This window comes from Klebsiella sp. K-Nf6 (genome assembly GCF_002806655.1).
GTDB lineage: Bacteria > Pseudomonadota > Gammaproteobacteria > Enterobacterales > Enterobacteriaceae > Klebsiella > Klebsiella variicola.
This window is the reverse complement of record NZ_PIBN01000003.1, coordinates 17,759-34,638: the sequence shown is the minus strand read 5'-3', so window position 1 is coordinate 34,638 and position 16,880 is coordinate 17,759. Positions and strand designations below refer to the sequence as shown.

Sequence of the window (16,880 nt, the reverse complement as noted above, 5' to 3'; positions counted from 1 at the left end):
TCAACCGCTTTCCCCCTCGCATCTCGGCCAGTCCAGGCTACGCTTATCGATGCCACTGACCACCCGCATTCCCCTCCCGTTCTATTGAGTCCATTCATCAAGAAGAGGTTTCGCTATGCTGATCAATGCTATTGGTACCTACTCCGCCAGCCAACCGCTGGAATCAATGGCCATCACCCGCCGCAAGCCGGGGCCACAGGATGTACAGATCGCCATCGCTTACTGCGGCGTCTGCCACTCCGATCTCCACCAGGCGCGATCGGAATGGGCGGGAACGCACTATCCCTGCGTGCCGGGGCATGAAATTGTGGGTCGGGTGACCGCGGTCGGCGACGCCGTCTCGCGCTACGCCGTCGGCGATCTGGTCGGCGTCGGCTGCATGGTCGATAGCTGTCAACAGTGCGAAGAGTGCGCTGAGGGGCTGGAAAACTACTGCGACCACATGGTGCTGACCTATAACGGCCCGACCCAGGACGCGCCGGGCCACACGCTGGGCGGCTATTCCCAGCAGATCGTGGTCAAAGAACACTACGTACTGCGGATAACCCATCCCGAAGCGCAGCTGGCCGCCGTCGCGCCGCTGCTGTGCGCCGGGATCACCACTTACTCGCCGCTGCGCCACTGGCACGCCGGACCGGGTAAAAAAGTCGGTGTGGTCGGCATTGGCGGCCTCGGGCATATGGGGATCAAGTTGGCCCACGCCATGGGGGCCCACGTGGTGGCCTTTACCACCTCCGAATCCAAGCGTAATGCAGCCAGAGCGCTGGGTGCTGATGACGTGGTGGTGTCGCGCAATGAAGACGAAATGGCGGCCCACGTCAAAAGCTTCGATTTTATCCTCAACACCGTGGCGGCGCCGCACAATCTCGATGCCTTCACCACGCTGCTGAAACGCGATGGCACCATGACCCTCGTGGGTGCTCCGGCCACGCCGCATCCGTCGCCGGAAGTGTTCAATCTGATCTTCCGCCGTCGGTCGATTGCCGGCTCGATGATCGGCGGTATACCGGAAACTCAGGAGATGCTCGACTTCTGCGCCGAACACGGCATCGTCGCCGATATCGAGCTGATCCGCGGCGATGAGATCAACGAAGCCTGGGAAAGAATGGTCAAGGGTGACGTGAAATACCGCTTCGTGATCGACAGTGCGACCCTCGCCGGCTAAGCGCCGCGGCGAAAGGTGCGTCGCCACTCCGCCGGGCTGACGCCAAAGCGCGCTTTAAACTGCTGGCGCCAGGTGACCGCTGAAAGATAACCCACCGCCTCCGCCACCTGTTCGACCGGCAGATCGCCCGCCTCAAGCAGACTCTGGCTGCGGCGCAGACGTTCGGCGGTCAGCCAGTCGGTAATGCTCATCCCGGTCGCCCGGGCGAAGTGGCGGGTCAGGGTACGGCGGCTCATCGCCACCACCCGGGCCAGCGAATCGAGACTGTGCGGCTCGGCAATATGCTGCTGCAGATAATCCAGCAGGCAGTTAATCCGCGCATCGCGGGTGTTTTTCGGCACCGGCTGGGCGATAAACTGCGCCTGGCCGCCTTCGCGGTGCGGCGAAACAATCATCCGCCGGGCGATCTGATTGGCCGCGAGGCTGCCGAAACGCTGGCGGATGAGATACAGGCAGCAGTCCAGCGCCGCCGCGGTGCCCGCCGAGGTGATCACCCGCTGGTCATCCACATACAGGGCATTGATATCCAGCTGCACCTGCGGAAACAGGCGCTGGAAATCCTGCTCGAACTCCCAGTGGGTCGCCGCTCGCCTGCCGTCCAGCAGCCCAGCGTAGCCGAGGACGAACGCGCCGAGACACAGGCCGACAATCTCCGCGCCGTTATCCCGCGCCCGCACCAGGCTATCAAGCAGCGCCTGCGGCGGACGCCGGTCGACCTCGCCCCAGTAAGGCACCACCACGATATCCGCCTGTTCCAGCGCGGCGAAATCGCCGGTGGCGTACAGCGCAAAACCATCGCGGGCGCGCAGCAACCCCGGCCGCTCGGCGCAAATGTGCAGATGAAAGCGTTTGATTTCAGAGACCGAATCGCCAAACAGCATGCAGGGGACGGCGTAGTGAAACGGGCTAAAGCCCTCTACGGCGACAATCGCCACGTCGGTGAGTTTCATCGTCCTTTCCCCTTGCGTATGTTAATAAACCACGGTTTCCCCATCCTGCGGGATACACACCACATCGGCAATCTGATTATCCACCGCATACTGGCGCATCTCTTCCCGGCTCACCAGACAGTGGTTGACCGCCTCGAGGTGGATAGCCATGATTTTCGCTTCCGGCAGGGTGAAGTGCACGTTCAGGAGATCTTCTTTGCCCATGATAATCGGGCCAAAGCCGATGACGTGGGCGTAGCCGGCGTTCAACACCACCACGTCCGGGCGCAGCTTCAGCAGGTCGGCTGCAATGTCATCGCGCCAGATAGTATCCCCCACCAGCCACAGCGTCTTCTCCTGCGGATGGCGAAATACCACGCCGCAGGCTTCTCCCAGGCGTTCAGCCATCGCCGGCACCGCGTAGATCCGGTCGCTGCCGTGTTGGCCGGAGGTGGTTTTCTGCAGGTGCACGCCGGCAAATTCGCTGTCTGCCGACAGCAGGCGCAGATCCTGAAATCCCTGGCTGCGCAGCAGCGCGGCGTCGGCCTCATGCTGGACGAACACCGGCAGGGTTTTCGGGATCGCGGCGATCGCCGCCGCGTCCCAGTGATCGTCATGGGTATGGGTGACGATCACTGCATCAACATCGATAATTTTATCGCGGGAAAACGGCAGCTCAACCAGCGGATTGCGCAGCTCGCTACGCGCGGTGCCGGGAAAACCTGGCCAGGCGCCCTTGTCCGCCAGCATCGGGTCGATGAGAAATCTTTTCCCGGCGTAGTCAATCATCTGGGTCGCATTACGGATATGGGTGATGTTCATGTTGGCGTTCCTCTGTGGGGTCATCTGACGAACATCGTACTGAGTACCAGCCTGGCTCAACAGGGGCATTTGGGCAATGATCGATGAAATCGGGCCAACCTGCGGCAGTTGCCATCCGCCTCCGGCTATGTTGTTCTTAAGGCTCAATTTTTGACAGGAGTGGCACAATGAAAAAGAAACTGACCGCCGCCGATATGCACGACCCGCAGGTCATCGCCGAGACGCCGTGGTTCAGCATGCGTAAGGTGGGTATTGATGTCGCCCCCGGCGAGCGCCGCGACTTTTACGCCATTCACTATCCGCGCCCGGCAGTGGGGATTGTGGCCATTCAGGATGAGAAAGTACTGCTGATTCGCCACTACCGCTACCTGATCGATAAGGTGGTGTGGGCGATCCCCTCTGGCGGCGTCGATGAAGGGGAAGACCCGGCGGTCGCCGCGCTGCGCGAACTGCGGGAAGAGACCGGCTGGCAGGCGCAACGCGTCAAGGAGATCATTCGCTTTAACCCCTCCTACGGCAGCAGCGATCAGCTGTTTATCACCTGGCTGGCTACCGATTTACACTGGGTGGGGATGGATGCGGATCAGGATGAGGTAATGGAAACCGGCTGGTTTACCTTTGAGGAGATAAACCAGCTGATCGCCCGCGGCGAGATGCCGGACGGGCTGTCGCTGGTGCCGCTGCTGCAGCTGATGGCGCAGCGGCGAAGCGGCCCGCTTACGGCTTAAGCATCCGCCAGCGGAACCACAGCTGGGCCACCAGGATCAGCACGCCGCCGATGATTTTCTGCAGCGGCAGCTGTTCGCCGTACCACAGCGCGGCGGCAATGACCGTCAGCAGCGGTTCGAGCACCATGATGATCGCCGCGCTGGCCACCGCCGCGTACTTCTGCCCCTTCATCTGCAGACCGAAGCGCAGGCTGGTGGCGATGACAATGCTGGCCACCAGCCAGCCGAGAGTCGGCAGGGTCATCGGCTGGTCCCAGCGTTCAACGGCAACGGAGATGGTCAACCCGACGATACCGGTGATCGCCAGCTGCACGGTGGTCAGGGGGATCAGCGGCACTTCACGCGCGCAGCGACTGGTGTAACAGAACCAGATCGACTGCACCAGCGCCGTCAGCAAAAACCAGCCCTGGCTGGGGTGGAAGGCTATCGGCATATGCAGACTGAGCAGCCCCAGTCCCACCACCGCGATCGGCAGGCACTCCCACCAGGCGCGCGGCGGGCGTACCTTCATCATCACCCACGCGGTCAGCGGGACGAACATCATCGACAGGCTCATGATAAACGCCCCTTCGCCGAGCGACGCCGTCGTGGAGACCGAGTAGATCCACAGGCAGAGGTTGAGGGCAAACCAGAGTCCGCTGATGATGAGCTTTGGCCAGTGCTGCTTTTGCGGGCGAAAACCGCGGCAGAACGGCAGCAGCAGCAGCGCGGCGAAGAAAAAGCGCAGCCCAAGAAACGCGAAAACCGGCATGCCGGCGATCGCCTCGCGGGAAAATATCCAGCCGCAGGCGGCAATCACCGTCGCGGCAATCAGCAGCAGATCGGCCTGCCGTTGGCGTACCATACGCGCCTCTCCCTGTGTTTTAGCTTACCAGCCCGGCACCGCGCCGCCGTTGAAGATAGTCTCTGCCGCCTTCGCCACCTCCGGCGACTGATACGACTGCATAAACTCCTTCACGTTTTCCGCGTCCCTGTTGTCTTCTCGGGTCACGATGATGTTCACGTAGGGCGAGTTTTTATCTTCGATAAAGATACCATCGCGAACCGGTGACAGCCCGGTTTGCTGCAGATAGGTGGTGCTGATGATGGCCACATCGACTTTGGGATCGTCAAGTACGCGCGGCAGTTGCGCCCCTTCCAGCTCCATGATGTTCAGGTTATGCGAGTTGTCGGTGATATCCACCGCCGTCGGCAGCAGGCCGGTACCGGCTTTGAGGGTAATCAACTTCTCTTTTTGCAACAGCAGCAGCGCCCGCCCGAGATTGGTCGGGTCGTTGGGGATGGCGATCGTCGCGCCGTCTTTCAGTTCGGCGACTGACTTGATCTTGCGCGAATAGCCGGCCATCGGGAAGACGAAGGTATTGCCGACGGCCACCAGATGATAGTTATGCGCTTTGTTGTCCTGCTCAAGGAAAGGCCGATGCTGGAAGACGTTGGCGTCCAGATCGCCGGCGTTGGTCGATTCGTTAGGCAGCAGCGAGCCGCTGAATCCCACCAGCTCGACGTCCAGACCGTACTTCTCTTTGGCCACCTTCTTCGCCACTTCCGCCACATCCTGCTCGGCGCCGTTAATCACGCCGACCTTAATGTGCTTCGCTTCATTACCCTTTTGGTCGCAGCCGACCAGCACCAGACCCGCCAGCACCACTGCGGCGGCGGCCCGTAAACGTAATCTCATCCTCTTCACCCTGTCTGTCCTGACTGTCATTGTTTTTTTCGTGCAAAACTATAGCGACTTTCGGGTCGGGTAATAAACAGCAAACCACGCAACTGGAAATAAAATCATCTTCGCGGAACGCGACGCGCTAGCCCCGTCGCCACTCGCCCGGCGTCACGCCATAGCGCATTTTGAAGCGCTTCGAGAATGACGCCAGCGACTGAAAGCCGCAGCGTTCGGCAATGACCTCGAGGTTGGTCTGACGCTCCAGGCGCAGCAGCCGGGCGGCCAGCGCCATTCGCAACTGCGACAGCCACGCCTGCGGCGTCAGGTGATAGACGCGGGCAAAGTGACGGGCAAAGGTGGCCCGCGACAGAAACGCGCGGGCGGCCATGCTTTCCAGCGTCCACGGTTGCTCCGGGGTCGCCATCACCGCCAGCACCGCCGGCATCAGGCGTTCATCGCTCATCAGGCGCAGCAGTCCGCCGGGCGGCTGTTGCTCACCAAGCAGCATGCGCAGCAGGAGCACCAACAGCGTATCGCCGAGGCTGCGCACGATGGCGCTGCCGCCGGGACGCTGCGTCAGGCTCTCGCGCACCAGTATATTAAGCAGCGCGTCCAGCTCCGGGCAGTCTTCACGCGCATCGGTATGGAGATGGATCAGCGTCGATGCTTCACTGAACAGCCAGCTGACGTGCGGACCAAAATAGAATTCGCCGCACAGCATCTCCAGCGCCCCCTCCGTCGGGCCGGCGCGCATTTCCGTCACCGTGCCGTTAAACCGGTGCGCCACCGGCAGCACCTGGCCCCACTCCACCAGGCTCTCCATCAGGTGTGGCGAACCGTGGGGCAGGAGAACGACATCGCCCGCGCGCAGGTGATGGGTTTGGCCACCGACGTTGAGCCGCCCCTCGCCGCGCAGCACCACGTGCCAGGGCACCACGCCGCTGCGCATTTGCTGGTGCCCGGCCTGCCAGCGGCCGCCGAAGCGACAGTGCAGGTTCACTTCACAGCGCGGCGCCAGCAGCGCCAGCAGATGACTGAGACTGTCCATGCTTCTCCTGAGACGATAAGACAAAAAGGTGAGACGAAGACCGCCAGTCTAGCATGCGGCAAGCGCCTAAGATGACCCCATTGCCAACACACCCTCGATAACAACAGGAGTTAACCATGAGCCGTTTAGCAGATATCCGTGAACAAGACGCCACCGGCAAAGCCGCCGATATTTTCGCCGGGATCAAAAAAGCGATGGGCAAAGTGCCGAACGCCTATCTCACCATCGGCGGCCACTCGCCGGCGGCGCTGCAGCAGGCGCTGGCGCACAATGCGATGCTCCATAAAGGCAGCCTCAGCGCCCAACAGCTGGAAGCGATTAATCTGTCGGTCAGCGAAGCCACCGGCTGTGACTACTGCCTGGCCGCGCACACCCTGATGGCGAAAAAAGCCGGCTTCAGCAGCGAGCAGATCCACGCCCTGCGCCGCGGGGAGTATACGGAAGAGGCGCAGCTTGATGCGCTGGTGAAATTTGCGCAGACTCTGGTGACCACCACCGGCACCCTGCCGGCAACCGACGTCGCCGCGCTGCGCAACGCCGGTTTTAGCGACCAGCAGGTGATTGATATTATCAGCGCCATCAGCGCGATCCTGTTCACCAACATGGTGAACCGGGTTAACGACACGGTGGTCGACTTCCCGAAAGCCGATTAATCCGTCGCGCCGCGCCGGTTTTACAGCCCCAGATCGCTGAGCCCCGGATGATCGTCCGGGCGGCGCCCCTGGGGCCAGTGGAACAGGCGCTCGCTTTCGGCGATCGGCAGATCGTTGATGCAGGCGTAGCGCGTCTGCATCAGTCCGTGCTTATCAAACTCCCAGTTCTCATTGCCATACGAGCGAAACCAGTTGCCGCTGTCGTCGCACCACTCATAGGCGAAGCGCACGGCAATGCGATTCTCCTGCCATGCCCACAGCTCTTTAATCAGCCGGTATTGCTGCTCCTTGCGCCATTTTCGCTGCAGGAACTCAACAATTTGCCCCCTGCCGTGGACAAATTCGCTGCGGTTGCGCCATTCGCTATCGACGGTGTAGGCCAGAGCGACTTTTTCGGCATCGCGACTGTTCCAGCCATCTTCCGCGGCGCGGACCTTCTGGATAGCGCTGTCGCGGGTAAACGGCGGTAACGGGGGACGTTGCTCATTCATCAGGAGTCTCCTTTTGAGGATAATTGCTGCTGCAGGCGCTGATTCTCCTGCTCCAGGTCATGAATACGTTGCTGCAAGTTCTGGCTGTACTCCGCCACCTGCTGCGCGCTGTAGCGCGGCGTAATGTGCTGCGGGCAGTTCCAGTCAAACGCCTGCAAATGAAAAAGAAACAGGCGTTCAATGCGGGCGCGATAGTTGGCCGGCGCCACCTGCGCCAGCAGCTCCGGGTGGTCCTCTGCCGCCAGGACTTCGACGGTGGCGTAGATTTTCAGCCTGGCACGGCGCGGATAATCCATCAAAAACAGGCAGGCCCGGTCGCTGCCGCGCAGATTGCCGGTAGTGATGTACTGGCGGTTGCCGCCGAAATCGGCCATCGCCAGGGTGGTGTCATCCAGCAGATGCAGAAACCCCACCGGGCCGCCGCGATGCTGAATGTAGGGCCAGCCGCTCTGCGACACCGTCGCCAGATAAAAGCTGTCGCGGGTGGCGATCATCCCCGCTTCGCTGTCGCCGAAGCGGTCGGCCTGGCGGCGACTGTGCGGCGTTTGCCACAGCATGTCGCTGCCCATTTCATGCTGCACATCCATCACGTCCGGGGTGATGGCGATATCGAGAAAGGTTGCTGCCATAGCGCCTCCTGTTGTCTGGCGCCATCATGGACTGTACTGTGAAGAATGATAATACGGGTTAAGTGGCAATCATCTTTCCGGAAAACGGGAGAATAATGGATCGATTAAGCGCGATGGCGCTGCTGGTGAAAGTGACCGAGCTGGGGAGCATGTCGGCGGCGGCGCGGGCGCTGAATATGCCGTTGACCACCGTCAGCCGCCATATCGGTGAACTGGAGAGTGCGCTGGGCGTGCGCCTGCTGGCGCGAACGACCCGCAAACTGACGCTCACCGACGCCGGGGTCGATTATGTCGCCGCCGCGCGGCGGATCCTTGAGGAGGTGGAAAACGCCGAACGCCAGGCGACGGGCGAATATCAGGAACCGAAGGGCGAGCTGGTGATCTCCGCGCCAACGATGTTTGGCCGTCAGCACGTTCTCCCGGTGATCGGTGAATTTATCGCCCGCTACCCGCAAATTCGCGTCCGTTTGCTGCTCAGCGATCGCAATGCTGACCTGGTGAGCGACCATGTCGATCTGGCGGTGCGGATTGGCGACCTGGCGGACAGCAGCATGGTGGCCACCCGCCTTGGCACCATGCGGATTGTGGCCTGCGCCCATCCGGCGCTGCTGGCGAAATACGGCGAGCCGCAGCGGCCGCGCGATCTGGCGGCGCTGCCGATCATCCGCATTGAATCGCCGATGCCCTATCGCGGCTGGCGCTTTCGCGCCGCTGAGCGCGAGGACCAGCTGATTAACCTGCCGCCGGTGCTATCCGTCACCACGCCGGAGAGCGCCGCCGATGCTGCGCGGCTGGGCGTGGGCGTGGCCCGCTTACTGCATTATCAGGCGCTGGATGGCCTGCGCCACGGGGAGCTCCGTCTGCTGCTGGAAAGCGTCGAGCCCGCCCCCGCGCCGGTCCATTTGCTGTATACCGCACGAGATCTGGCGCCACTTAAGCTGAGGAAATTTATCGATTTTGCCGCACCGGCGCTGCGTCAGGCACTACTGCGCATCGCCGGCGCCGCTTAATGCACCGCGGTCTTCAGCGGTGCCTCCTTTAACAGCCAGGAGAGGACAAACGCCACCGCCATAATGCCGGCCGCCATCAGAAATGCCGCGTGGATCGCCGCACCGAAGGCGTCGAGGTAGTCGAGGCGGATATCCGCGGGCAGGTGCTGAACCGCCACCGGATTCATTCCCGGCGGCAGCACCGCGCCTTCCGGCAACAGCTTTTGCAGGTTGCTCTGCAGCACGTGCGTGAACACCGCGCCAAACAGCGCCACGCCGATGGAGCCGCCAATCGAGCGGAACAGGGTCACGCCGGAGGTGGCGACGCCGTACATCTGCGCCGGCATCGCATTCTGCACCGCCAGGACCAGCACCTGCATCACCAGCCCCAGACCCGCCCCCAGCACACCGGTAAACAGGTATAGCTGCCACATCGGCGAATGAATGGTGATGCGGGTCAGCAGTACCATGCCGGTGACGCCGAGCAGGGTGCCGAGGATCGGAAACAGGCGATATTTACCGGTACGGCTGATAATCCGCCCGCTGATAATCGAGGTCAGCAGCAGGCCGCCCATCAGGGGGATCAGCTGCAGCCCGGCCTCGGTGGGCGTCGCCTCCTTCACCACCTGCAGATAGAGCGGCAGGAAGGTGACTGACCCGAACAGCGACATGCCGATGACGAAGCCAATCAGGCTGCACAGCAGGAAGCTGCGGTTGCGGAACAGCGCCAGCGGAATAATCGGCTCGGCGGCGATCCGCTCTTCGTAAATAAAGCCGATGATCCCCACGATGCCGAAGGCCAGAATGCACCACAGCTGCGGGTCATTCCACGCATGGACGCTGCCCCCTTCCGAGGTAAACAGAATGATGCACAGCAGCGCCATGCTGAGGTAAATCGCCCCCAGCCAGTCAATCTGATGCTGGCTGCGTTTATTGCTGCTGTGGAATACCGCGCCGATCACCAGCAGCGCGAACAGGCCGAGCGGCAGGTTGATATAGAAGATCCAGCGCCAGGAGGCGTGCTGCACCAGAAAACCGCCGATCAGCGGGCCGATCACCGTCGCCAGGCCGAAGACGCCGCCGAACAGCCCCTGATAACGGCCACGGTTGGCGGGTGGGATGACGTCGGCGACCGCCGCCATACTGATCACCATCAGGCCGCCGCCGCCGAGCCCCTGCAGGCCGCGCATCAGCACCAGTTGGGTCATATTCTGCGCCAGCCCGCAGAGCGCGGAGCCGACGAGAAACAGCCCAATCGCCACCTGCAGCACGATTTTGCGACCGAACAGATCGCCGAATTTCCCGTACAGCGGCACCGCGATGGTGGAGCTGAGAATATAGGCCGTGACCACCCAGGAAAGCTTGTCCAGCCCGCCCAGTTCGCCGACAATCGTCGGCAGCGCGGTGGAGACAATGGTCTGATCCAACGCCGAGAGCAACATCACCAACAGCAATGCGCTGAACAGCAGGCGTATCGACTGCACCGGTGGGTTAGCGACTTCAGAAGTCATTACAACGCTCGCTTGAAATTAATTAAATGCATAATTAATATTTAGTGAAAGAATGAGTCGGGTCAAGAGATCGCCATACCATGACAGCACAAAAGGATCAGGATGCACCCCGCCGCCCGGGTCGGCCGCGCGGTAAAAAACCGGGTACCGCCAACCGCGAACAGCTGATGGACATTGCCCTGACGCTGTTTGCCCGCGACGGGACGGCTCGCGTGTCGTTGAACGCCATCGCCAAAGAAGCCGGGGTGACGCCGGCGATGCTGCATTACTATTTCAGCTCCCGGGAAGCGCTGGTGACCCAGCTGATTGAGGAGCGCTTTATGCCGCTGCGCAATCACATCAGCCGCATTTTTGTCGATCATCCGCAGGACCCGGTGTTGGCGCTGACGATGATGGTCGAGACGCTGGCGCATATGGCGGAGAAAAACGCCTGGTTCGCGCCGCTGTGGATGCAGGAGATCATCGGCGAGATGCCGATCCTGCGTCAGCATATGGATGCCCGCTTCGGCGAGGAGCGTTTTCAGGTGATGCTGGAGACGGTGCGTCGCTGGCAGCTGGAGGGCAAGATCAATCCGGCGCTGTCGCCGGAGCTGCTGTTTACCACGGTGATTAGCCTGGTGCTGGTGCCATTTTCACGCATTCACAGCGATCCGCGTTTACAGGCGGTCAACCGCCAGACCATCATCAGCCACGCGCTGGCGTTAATGGGCCACGGCATCGGGGGTTAAGGCGTGGTTTTGACGCTTTTGTAGCCCGGATAAGGCGCCACGCGCCGCCATCCGGGATTTTCCCTGCTCGCGCTACGCTTAGCAGGGCTACCACTCCCGTGTTATGTCCGGGCAGATTGCGCTCCCGATATTTCTTCTGCGCTATGTCTCTTATGGCGCAGGGAGCGCACAGGGGGCGGTCAGTCGCCGCCGCCCCCTGTACCCCCGGGCTCCGGCCAGCACCGGCAGTTTCAGTCGCGCAAGTGGGTATATCAACAACAGGCCGCTCGGCATCATGGCGGGCACAGCACGAACCCCAGGACGGGTAAGGCGACAGCCGCCACCCGGCAAGAATACAGGTGCCGTGCCTGATATCCTGCCCGGCGGCGCTGCGCTTGCCGGTCCTGGGTGGGACGAAACGACGGGAGGACTGTGTAGGCCGGATAAGGCATTTATGCCGCCATCCGGCACAACCACAGGTACGGTACCTGACCGCCCGGGGATACCACTACCGTTACAGCGCCTTCGACAAATAGTGGCGCTGCATGCCTGCGTGGGGGAAGTCGGGCAGCGACATCTGCAGCTGATAGCCTAATTTTCGATAAAACGGCAGCGCCTGGAAGCTAAAGGTATCCACCAGCAGATGGCTGCAGCCTAGCGCCTGCGCCTGCTGTTCCGCCTCCTGCATCAGCTCGCTCCCCAGCCCGCGCCCGCGCGTCGTCTCGCTGACCCACAGATACTCAATGCACAGCCAGTTGCCCTTGCGTTTGGCAATCAGCCCGCCCTGCATCACCCCTTGCGCATCGCGGGAGTAAACCCCCAGATCGCCAAACTGCGCCGCATCGAGATACTGCTGATTATAGTGCCGCAGACCGGCAAGCAATTCTTGTTGATCGTCGGGATTAATGCTTTTTGTAATGATTAGTGTCATTAACTATCTCCAGTATTGCGATGCCGAATCGTTATTTTCCCTCTCCACTTTCACAAAATATTCTTATTTTCTCCATGATTATTTGCCTTAATTTTTTGCGTTCTAAAAGTAAGCAAAAAAACCTTTCCATTATCGCGGCGGATCGTATAATGGAGAAAAATGAGAATGATCATTCTCACCACAAAACCAGAGGAGATGCGCTTTTCACCTCCTGAAGACCGAAGAGGTTGGCTTCAACGGAGACACAATAACAATCACGTTCAGGAACATCTGTGTTCCTTTTTTGTCATTTTCGCTCACCCGAAAATGCCTCAGCGCCCAACCTATTCCCTCGTTTTTAAATAAACGGGGCGGACGTCTTATATCTTGAGAAAATATAATGAAATACATCATAGCTCCCATCGCGACAGCATTATTTCTCCTTAGCGGATGCGATAATGCGCAGACATCTGCCCCGCAGCAACCCGCGCCGGAAGTGGGCGTGGTCACCCTGCAAAGCCAGCCGGTTCCGGTAGTCAGCCAGCTCACCGGCCGCACCACCGCCTCGCTCAGCGCCGAAGTACGCCCGCAGGTGGGCGGCATCATCCAGAAACGCCTGTTTACCGAAGGCGATATGGTGAAGGCCGGGCAGGCCCTTTACCAGATCGATCCCTCCAGCTATCGCGCGACCTGGAACGAAGCGGCGGCCGCGCTGAAACAGGCCCAGGCGCTGGTGGTCTCCGATTGCCAGAAGGCCCAGCGCTACGCGTCGCTGGTCAGGGATAACGGCGTTTCCCGCCAGGATGCCGACGACGCCGCCTCCACCTGCGCCCAGGACAAGGCCAGCGTGGAATCGAAGAAAGCAGCGCTGGAGAGCGCGCGCATCAACCTGAACTGGACCACCGTCACCGCGCCGATTGCCGGGCGCATCGGCATCTCGTCGGTTACGCCGGGGGCGCTGGTCTCCGCCGATCAGGATACCGCGCTGGCGACGATCCGCGGGCTCGACACCATGTATGTTGATCTGACGCGATCCAGCGTCGATCTCCTGCGTTTACGCAAACAAAGCCTGGCCAGCAACAGCGATACCCTCAGCGTGACGTTAACCCTGGAAGATGGCAGCACCTATCAGGAAAAAGGGCGTCTGGCGCTTACCGAAGTTGCCGTCGATGAATCCACCGGCTCGGTGACCCTGCGCGCGATCTTCCCCAACCCGCAGCACGTCCTGCTGCCGGGGATGTTCGTCCGCGCGCGCATCGATGAAGGCATCATGAACGACGCGATCCTCGCCCCGCAGCAGGGGATCACCCGCGATGCCAAAGGCGACGCCACGGCGCTGGTGGTCGATGCCGCCAACAAAGTTGAGCAGCGTACCGTGGAAACCGGCGACACCTATGGCGATAAATGGCTGGTGCTGAGCGGCCTGAAAGCGGGCGATAAGCTGATTGTCGAAGGCACCAGTAAAGTGGCCCCCGGACAGACAGTGAAGGTCGTTGCCGTTAACAACAACGGAGGCAATGCCTGATGTTCTCCCGTTTCTTCGTGCGTCGCCCGGTCTTTGCCTGGGTGATCGCCATTCTGATTATGCTCGCCGGGGTGCTGGCGATCCGCACGCTGCCGGTAGGCCAGTATCCGGACGTCGCCCCGCCGGCGGTGAAAATCTCCGCCACCTATACCGGGGCGTCCGCCGAAACCCTGGAGAACAGCGTCACCCAGGTCATCGAGCAGCAGCTCACCGGGCTCGACCACCTGCTCTATTTCAGCTCCACCAGCAGCTCCGACGGCTCGGTCAGCATCACCGTCACCTTTGAGCAGGGGACCGACCCGGACACCGCCCAGGTGCAGGTGCAAAACAAAGTCCAGCAGGCGGAATCGCGGCTGCCGAGCGAAGTCCAGCAGTCCGGCGTGACGGTGGAAAAATCGCAGAGCAGCTTCCTGCTGATCCTCGCGGTGTATGACAAAACCAACCGCGCCACCAGCTCCGACATCTCCGACTGGCTGGTCAGCAATATGCAGGACCCGCTGGCGCGCGTGGAGGGCGTCGGCAGCCTGCAGGTGTTCGGCGCCGAATACGCGATGCGCGTCTGGATGGACCCGACCAAACTCGCCTCCTACTCGCTGATGCCTTCCGACGTCCAGTCGGCGATTGAGGCGCAGAACGTGCAGGTTTCCGCCGGTAAAATCGGCGCGCTACCGTCGTCCAATGCCCAGCAATTGACCGCCACCGTGCGGGCGCAATCCCGGCTGCAAACCCCTGACCAGTTCAAAGCGATCATCGTGAAAAGCCAGGCCGACGGCTCGGTAGTGCGCCTGAGTGATGTCGCGCGGGTGGAGATGGGCAGCGAGGATTACACCGCCACCGCCAATCTGAACGGCCACCCGGCCGCCGGGATCGCGGTGATGATGGCCCCCGGCGCCAATGCGCTGAATACCGCGACCCTGGTGAAAAGCAAAATCGCCGAATTCCAGCGTCAGATGCCGCAGGGCTACGATATCGCCTATCCGAAGGACAGCACCGAGTTCATCAAAATCTCGGTCGAGGACGTGATTCAGACTCTGTTCGAGGCGATCATTCTCGTGGTCTGCGTGATGTATCTGTTCCTGCAGAACTTCCGCGCGACGCTCATTCCAGCGGTGGCAGTGCCGGTGGTGCTGCTTGGCACCTTCGGCGTGCTGGCCCTGTTCGGCTACTCGATTAACACCCTGACGCTGTTCGCCATGGTACTGGCGATCGGTCTGCTGGTGGATGACGCCATCGTGGTGGTGGAAAACGTCGAGCGCATTATGCGCGACGAAGGGCTGCCCGCCCGCGAAGCCACCGAAAAATCGATGGGCGAAATCTCTGGCGCGCTGGTGGCGATTGCCCTGGTGCTGTCGGCGGTGTTCCTGCCGATGGCCTTCTTCGGCGGATCGACCGGGGTCATCTATCGCCAGTTCTCGGTCACCATTATCTCGGCGATGATGCTGTCGGTGGTGGTGGCGCTGACTCTCACCCCGGCGCTGTGCGGCGCGCTGCTCAACCACTCCAAACCGCACACCAAAGGGTTCTTCGGCGCGTTTAACCGCCTGTGGGGGCGCACGGAGGCGGGCTACCAGCGCCGCGTACTCGGCGGCCTGCGCCGGGGCGCGGTGATGATGGGCGCTTACGCGTTGATTTGCGGGGCGATGGCGCTGGCGATGTGGAAGCTGCCGGGCAGCTTCCTGCCGGTGGAGGACCAGGGGGAGATCATGGTCCAGTATACTCTGCCCGCCGGGGCCACCGCGGTGCGTACCGCTGAGGTGCGCCGCCAGGTGACCGACTGGTTCCTCACTAAAGAGAAAGCCAATACCAACGTCATTTTCACCGTCGACGGCTTCAGCTTTAGCGGCAGCGGCCAGAACGCCGGGATGGCCTTCGTGTCGCTGAAAAACTGGTCGCAGCGCAAAGGGGACGACAATACCGCCCAGGCCATCGCCCTGCGGGCCACCAAAGCGCTGGGGACGATCCGCGACGCCACTCTGTTCGCCATGACCCCGCCGTCGGTAGACGGTCTCGGGCAGAGCAACGGCTTCACCTTCGAACTGATGGCCAGCGGCGGTACCGACCGCGACAGCCTGATGAAGCTGCGCAGCCAGCTGCTGGCGGCGGCCAACCAGAGCAGCGAGCTGCAGTCGGTGCGCGCTAACGATCTGCCGCAGATGCCGCAGCTGCAGGTGGATATCGATAACAACAAAGCCGTCTCGCTGGGGCTGTCGCTGAGCGATGTAACCGATACGCTCTCCAGCGCCTGGGGCGGTACCTACGTGAATGACTTTATCGATCGCGGCCGGGTGAAAAAGGTCTATATCCAGGGCGAAAGCGACGCGCGCGCGGTGCCGTCGGACCTCGGCAAATGGTTCGTTCGCGGCAGCGATAACAGCATGACGCCGTTCTCCGCCTTCGCCACCACCCACTGGCAATACGGCCCGGAAAGCCTGGTGCGCTACAACGGCTCCGCCGCCTTTGAGATCCAGGGCGAAAACGCCGCCGGCTTCAGCTCCGGCGCGGCGATGGACAAGATGGAAAAGCTGGCCGACAGCCTGCCGGCGGGCTCCACCTGGGCGTGGAGCGGCATTTCGCTGCAGGAAAAGCTCGCCAGCGGCCAGGCGATGAGCCTCTACGCCATCTCGATTCTGGTGGTGTTCCTGTGCCTGGCGGCGCTGTATGAGAGCTGGTCGGTGCCGTTCTCGGTGATCATGGTCATCCCGCTCGGCCTGCTCGGCGCGGCGCTGGCGGCGACGCTGCGCGGTTTAAGCAACGACGTCTACTTCCAGGTGGCGCTGCTGACCACCATCGGCCTGTCGTCGAAAAACGCCATCCTGATCGTGGAGTTCGCTGAATCCGCCGTGGATGAGGGGTATTCGCTCTCCCGGGCGGCGATCCGCGCCGCGCAGACCCGTCTGCGCCCGATTGTCATGACCTCGCTGGCGTTTATCGCCGGGGTACTGCCGCTGGCCATCGCCACCGGCGCCGGAGCCAACAGCCGCGTGGCGATCGGCACCGGCATCATCGGCGGCACCCTGACGGCCACCCTGCTGGCGGTGTTTTTCGTACCGCTGTTCTTCGTGCTGGTGAAACGTCTCTTCACCCGCCAACGTCCTTCTCAGGAGTAAGGT

18 protein-coding genes are annotated in these 16,880 nt (G+C 61.7%); 8 read left to right on the top strand and 10 right to left on the bottom strand.

The annotated features are described in order from the left end of the window. Positions 1 to 115: 115 nt before the first annotated feature. Positions 116 to 1,165, top strand: a complete 1,050-nt coding sequence (locus tag CWM61_RS06565) for an NAD(P)-dependent alcohol dehydrogenase (RefSeq protein ID WP_100630949.1) — start codon at positions 116 to 118, stop codon at positions 1,163 to 1,165. Here the strand turns inward: CWM61_RS06565 and CWM61_RS06560 are convergent. After that, positions 1,162 to 2,115, bottom strand: coding sequence for a GlxA family transcriptional regulator (locus CWM61_RS06560; RefSeq protein WP_100630948.1), 954 nt, complete (start codon positions 2,113 to 2,115; stop codon positions 1,162 to 1,164). The genes CWM61_RS06565 and CWM61_RS06560 overlap by 4 nt on opposite strands. 21 nt (positions 2,116 to 2,136) lie before the next feature. Then, positions 2,137 to 2,916, bottom strand: coding sequence for an MBL fold metallo-hydrolase (locus tag CWM61_RS06555; protein ID WP_100630947.1), 780 nt, complete (start codon positions 2,914 to 2,916; stop codon positions 2,137 to 2,139). A gap of 167 nt (positions 2,917 to 3,083) precedes the next feature. Here CWM61_RS06555 and CWM61_RS06550 point away from each other — a divergent pair, with 167 nt between their 5' ends. Beyond that, on the top strand, positions 3,084 to 3,644 hold the full coding sequence (locus tag CWM61_RS06550; protein ID WP_100630946.1) for an NUDIX hydrolase: 561 nt from the start codon (positions 3,084 to 3,086) through the stop codon (positions 3,642 to 3,644). On the opposite strand, the gene CWM61_RS06545 is transcribed toward CWM61_RS06550, so the two are convergent. The 3 genes from CWM61_RS06545 to CWM61_RS06535 all read right to left on the bottom strand — a co-directional run bounded on the left by CWM61_RS06545 (position 3,634) and on the right by CWM61_RS06535 (position 6,355). Beyond that, a complete protein-coding gene (locus CWM61_RS06545; protein WP_074386920.1) occupies positions 3,634 to 4,488 on the bottom strand; it encodes a DMT family transporter in 855 nt (284 codons plus the stop codon). The genes CWM61_RS06550 and CWM61_RS06545 overlap by 11 nt on opposite strands. Positions 4,489 to 4,512: 24 nt before the next feature. Continuing rightward, positions 4,513 to 5,322 carry a lipoprotein NlpA gene (nlpA, locus tag CWM61_RS06540; protein WP_100630945.1) on the bottom strand — a complete coding sequence of 270 codons (810 nt, stop codon included), beginning with the start codon at positions 5,320 to 5,322 and terminating at the stop codon, positions 4,513 to 4,515. A 127-nt stretch (positions 5,323 to 5,449) separates the two neighbouring features. Continuing rightward, a complete protein-coding gene (locus CWM61_RS06535; RefSeq protein WP_100630944.1) occupies positions 5,450 to 6,355 on the bottom strand; it encodes an AraC family transcriptional regulator in 906 nt (301 codons plus the stop codon). A gap of 116 nt (positions 6,356 to 6,471) precedes the next feature. On the opposite strand from CWM61_RS06535, the gene CWM61_RS06530 reads away from it, so the two are divergent. Further along, positions 6,472 to 7,008, top strand: a complete 537-nt coding sequence (locus CWM61_RS06530) for a carboxymuconolactone decarboxylase family protein (RefSeq protein WP_074386917.1) — start codon at positions 6,472 to 6,474, stop codon at positions 7,006 to 7,008. Positions 7,009 to 7,028: 20 nt separating this feature from the next. Here the strand turns inward: CWM61_RS06530 and CWM61_RS06525 are convergent, their stop codons facing one another. Continuing rightward, entirely contained in the window at positions 7,029 to 7,499 is a 471-nt protein-coding gene (locus CWM61_RS06525; protein ID WP_016946126.1) for a DUF1348 family protein, read from the bottom strand. Beyond that, positions 7,499 to 8,128 carry a pyridoxamine 5'-phosphate oxidase family protein gene (locus tag CWM61_RS06520; RefSeq protein ID WP_074386916.1) on the bottom strand — a complete coding sequence of 210 codons (630 nt, stop codon included), beginning with the start codon at positions 8,126 to 8,128 and terminating at the stop codon, positions 7,499 to 7,501. The genes CWM61_RS06525 and CWM61_RS06520 overlap by 1 nt, the downstream gene beginning before the upstream one ends. 95 nt (positions 8,129 to 8,223) lie before the next feature. On the opposite strand from CWM61_RS06520, the gene CWM61_RS06515 reads away from it, so the two are divergent. Then, positions 8,224 to 9,138 carry a LysR family transcriptional regulator gene (locus CWM61_RS06515; protein ID WP_061152913.1) on the top strand — a complete coding sequence of 305 codons (915 nt, stop codon included), beginning with the start codon at positions 8,224 to 8,226 and terminating at the stop codon, positions 9,136 to 9,138. Here CWM61_RS06515 and CWM61_RS06510 read toward each other — a convergent pair. Beyond that, positions 9,135 to 10,628 (bottom strand): MDR family MFS transporter, encoded by a 1,494-nt coding sequence (locus CWM61_RS06510; RefSeq protein WP_074386915.1) that lies wholly within the window; start codon positions 10,626 to 10,628, stop codon positions 9,135 to 9,137. The genes CWM61_RS06515 and CWM61_RS06510 overlap by 4 nt on opposite strands. 80 nt (positions 10,629 to 10,708) lie before the next feature. On the opposite strand from CWM61_RS06510, the gene CWM61_RS06505 reads away from it, so the two are divergent. Further along, the gene (locus CWM61_RS06505) at positions 10,709 to 11,356 is read left to right on the top strand and encodes a TetR/AcrR family transcriptional regulator (protein ID WP_074386914.1); all 648 of its coding nucleotides are present in this window, start codon (positions 10,709 to 10,711) and stop codon (positions 11,354 to 11,356) included. Positions 11,357 to 11,849: 493 nt separating this feature from the next. Here CWM61_RS06505 and CWM61_RS06495 read toward each other — a convergent pair whose 3' ends face one another. Next, the gene (locus tag CWM61_RS06495) at positions 11,850 to 12,266 is read right to left on the bottom strand and encodes a GNAT family N-acetyltransferase (RefSeq protein WP_074386913.1); all 417 of its coding nucleotides are present in this window, start codon (positions 12,264 to 12,266) and stop codon (positions 11,850 to 11,852) included. Between CWM61_RS06495 and CWM61_RS29095 the strand changes: the two genes are divergently transcribed. Then, positions 12,241 to 12,357 carry a hypothetical protein gene (locus tag CWM61_RS29095; RefSeq protein WP_162676795.1) on the top strand — a complete coding sequence of 39 codons (117 nt, stop codon included), beginning with the start codon at positions 12,241 to 12,243 and terminating at the stop codon, positions 12,355 to 12,357. The two genes, CWM61_RS06495 and CWM61_RS29095, sit on opposite strands and share 26 nt — an antisense overlap. Here the strand turns inward: CWM61_RS29095 and CWM61_RS29090 are convergent. Beyond that, on the bottom strand, positions 12,317 to 12,439 hold the full coding sequence (locus CWM61_RS29090; protein WP_046620780.1) for a hypothetical protein: 123 nt from the start codon (positions 12,437 to 12,439) through the stop codon (positions 12,317 to 12,319). The genes CWM61_RS29095 and CWM61_RS29090 overlap by 41 nt on opposite strands. 206 nt (positions 12,440 to 12,645) lie before the next feature. Between CWM61_RS29090 and eefA the strand changes: the two genes are divergently transcribed. After that, positions 12,646 to 13,770 (top strand): multidrug efflux RND transporter periplasmic adaptor subunit EefA, encoded by a 1,125-nt coding sequence (gene eefA, locus CWM61_RS06485; RefSeq protein ID WP_074386912.1) that lies wholly within the window; start codon positions 12,646 to 12,648, stop codon positions 13,768 to 13,770. Next, positions 13,770 to 16,877, top strand: a complete 3,108-nt coding sequence (eefB, locus tag CWM61_RS06480) for a multidrug efflux RND transporter permease subunit EefB (RefSeq protein ID WP_100630943.1) — start codon at positions 13,770 to 13,772, stop codon at positions 16,875 to 16,877. The genes eefA and eefB overlap by 1 nt, the downstream gene beginning before the upstream one ends. Positions 16,878 to 16,880 lie beyond the last annotated feature (3 nt).

Coding starts and splice junctions, on each gene's coding strand:
- CWM61_RS06550 (WP_100630946.1), top strand. CDS start 3,084: ATGAAAAAGAAACTGACCGCCGCCGATATGCACGACCCGCAGGTCATC.
- nlpA (WP_100630945.1), bottom strand. CDS start 5,322: ATGAGATTACGTTTACGGGCCGCCGCCGCAGTGGTGCTGGCGGGTCTG.
- CWM61_RS29090 (WP_046620780.1), bottom strand. CDS start 12,439: ATGATCATTCTCATTTTTCTCCATTATACGATCCGCCGCGATAATGGA.
- CWM61_RS06535 (WP_100630944.1), bottom strand. CDS start 6,355: ATGGACAGTCTCAGTCATCTGCTGGCGCTGCTGGCGCCGCGCTGTGAA.
- eefB (WP_100630943.1), top strand. CDS start 13,770: ATGTTCTCCCGTTTCTTCGTGCGTCGCCCGGTCTTTGCCTGGGTGATC.
- CWM61_RS06555 (WP_100630947.1), bottom strand. CDS start 2,916: ATGAACATCACCCATATCCGTAATGCGACCCAGATGATTGACTACGCC.
- CWM61_RS06530 (WP_074386917.1), top strand. CDS start 6,472: ATGAGCCGTTTAGCAGATATCCGTGAACAAGACGCCACCGGCAAAGCC.
- CWM61_RS06505 (WP_074386914.1), top strand. CDS start 10,709: ATGACAGCACAAAAGGATCAGGATGCACCCCGCCGCCCGGGTCGGCCG.
- CWM61_RS06545 (WP_074386920.1), bottom strand. CDS start 4,488: ATGGTACGCCAACGGCAGGCCGATCTGCTGCTGATTGCCGCGACGGTG.
- CWM61_RS06510 (WP_074386915.1), bottom strand. CDS start 10,628: ATGACTTCTGAAGTCGCTAACCCACCGGTGCAGTCGATACGCCTGCTG.
- CWM61_RS06565 (WP_100630949.1), top strand. CDS start 116: ATGCTGATCAATGCTATTGGTACCTACTCCGCCAGCCAACCGCTGGAA.
- CWM61_RS06525 (WP_016946126.1), bottom strand. CDS start 7,499: ATGAATGAGCAACGTCCCCCGTTACCGCCGTTTACCCGCGACAGCGCT.
- CWM61_RS06520 (WP_074386916.1), bottom strand. CDS start 8,128: ATGGCAGCAACCTTTCTCGATATCGCCATCACCCCGGACGTGATGGAT.
- eefA (WP_074386912.1), top strand. CDS start 12,646: ATGAAATACATCATAGCTCCCATCGCGACAGCATTATTTCTCCTTAGC.
- CWM61_RS29095 (WP_162676795.1), top strand. CDS start 12,241: ATGCTTTTTGTAATGATTAGTGTCATTAACTATCTCCAGTATTGCGAT.
- CWM61_RS06560 (WP_100630948.1), bottom strand. CDS start 2,115: ATGAAACTCACCGACGTGGCGATTGTCGCCGTAGAGGGCTTTAGCCCG.
- CWM61_RS06515 (WP_061152913.1), top strand. CDS start 8,224: ATGGATCGATTAAGCGCGATGGCGCTGCTGGTGAAAGTGACCGAGCTG.
- CWM61_RS06495 (WP_074386913.1), bottom strand. CDS start 12,266: ATGACACTAATCATTACAAAAAGCATTAATCCCGACGATCAACAAGAA.